This window comes from Streptomyces sp. NPDC002643, from assembly GCF_053592555.1.
Genome location: NZ_JBSFVY010000085.1, coordinates 1 through 1,750 on the forward strand (window position 1 = coordinate 1; position 1,750 = coordinate 1,750).

1 protein-coding gene is annotated in these 1,750 nt (G+C 49.1%); it reads right to left on the minus strand.

Annotated elements, in window-relative coordinates; genetic code table 11:
• Nucleotides 1-130 precede the first annotated feature (130 nt).
• Nucleotides 131-472, minus strand: a complete 342-nt coding sequence (locus tag ACWD4G_RS45605) for a hypothetical protein (protein WP_451304660.1) — start codon at nt 470-472, stop codon at nt 131-133.
• Between the last annotated feature and the right edge of the window lie 1,278 nt (nt 473-1,750).

Genomic DNA, 1,750 nt, shown 5'->3' on the forward strand with positions numbered 1-1,750 from the left:
CAGGGTTCATGCTTCGATTCCTCCTAGGATTCGGTGATGGCTGCATGAACCGTTTACGCAAGTGCGCAAACGCGGAAGGTGCACATAGCTTCTGCTATGTGCACCACCGTCGTTCAAACACTTACTTCTGTTACTTCGACGGAGTCTCTTCCGTCTTCTTCGTCTGACGAGTCCGCTTCGGCAGCGGCTTCAGTTCGAGACTCGTCACACCCTTCCCGTTATCCGTCTGCCCGACTTCCAGCCGGAACCCCAAGTAGCGGGCAGCCGAACGGGCTTCCTTCAACGCATCCTCTACGGCATCCGTAGGAAGGTCGATTGCGAGAACCTTTCCACCCTCGTAAGCCTTCTTCAGAGGCTCATCGAATGCACTCGGAGTCCGCGTGCGTCCGGCAGTCACCTTCGACGTAAGCTCATCCTTAAAGGATGCCTTAGAAAGAGCCGAACCGAAGTCAAATGCCTTCTTCTCTGCCATTTCGGTTTCCTCCCGATTGGTGATTAAGGCTGTCGGTCCGATGTTCCGGCAACCATGACCATCAGTAGAGAGTATGGCACAAGACAAAGTCTTTGTCATTGGATTTCCCACGTTTCTTACATCATGGGCAGGTAGTTCGGCGGTTCGCAACTACACTTAGCTACCGACTACCAGCGCGTAATTAGGGAAGTATGTGTTCGATCCATTGTTCACGCCAATACGGCTTCGTTCTCTCCGTATCTAAGTGAACCTAGTTCCCTCAGCCATCCGGCACAGCATACGCGAGCGTCTGAATCTATTAAGGCATTCTTGCCATCTACCCGAGATGCATCCGATAAGTATTCGCACTCGACATACTTTAGGTGTAAGAAGAAGTGGCGACCTTTTACGCACAACTTCTTCTCTACCATCGAAGTAGGCTACGAATACTGACGCATTCATAAGGTAGAGAGATTCTATTGTCAAAGAGCTTCCGATCCAACTTCCGGTTCGTCCTTGTGGGCTCCGAACCTTCCGTCGTTCGTTCTGATACTAAGCTAAGCCCTAGCCGAAGCGGAGTCAAGCACATCCGAGGAAGTTTCCTAAAGAATCTTCAGACTAGCTCTAAGGTCGACTTAAGAGGGGCTAGGGGAGACCTCCCCACAACCTCAGCAAGGTACCCATACGGCTCTGTAATCGACTGACAGCCCACCCATAGACATAGACCTCAACACCACACTTGATCTTGTTACAGAGGCATACAGCCCCTTCTCACTTGTATGTGACTCAGGTCACATCTAAGATGGATCTTCAACTCAGAGATTTAGCAAATATCGTATTGCAAAGTGTAAAGGTCTTAGCCGCCCCCTACACCAAAGAGTAATCAGAATGATTGACGCTATCCACCGATTAATGTAAGGTCCTGTCTCAACTCAATCAGTGACGGTCCGTAACTGCCACACGACCATGATCACAATTGAGCGTGCCCAATCGGAGGGCAGTTAGCCCCTAACTGCCACACCTAACTGACATGAGCTAAGAGGCTCTGACCAGGAACATTGAGGCTAACTGACCTAACTGACCTAACTGCCACGAACTGAGAGTGGGGGAGAGAAGACATGAGGAATCGACAACTGAGAGTGAAATGAAGAAATGAAAACGAAAAACTTGAATGAATTAAAAACGAAATTGAAATTGGAAAAAGGAAAAATGAAAAATGGAAACAAAAATGGAATTGAAAATTTTTGCGAGAGCAAAGGGGGTACGTTCCCGACCCCGGGCACCGAACTGGACAACATC

Coding starts and splice junctions, on each gene's coding strand:
- ACWD4G_RS45605 (WP_451304660.1), bottom strand. CDS start 472: ATGGCAGAGAAGAAGGCATTTGACTTCGGTTCGGCTCTTTCTAAGGCA.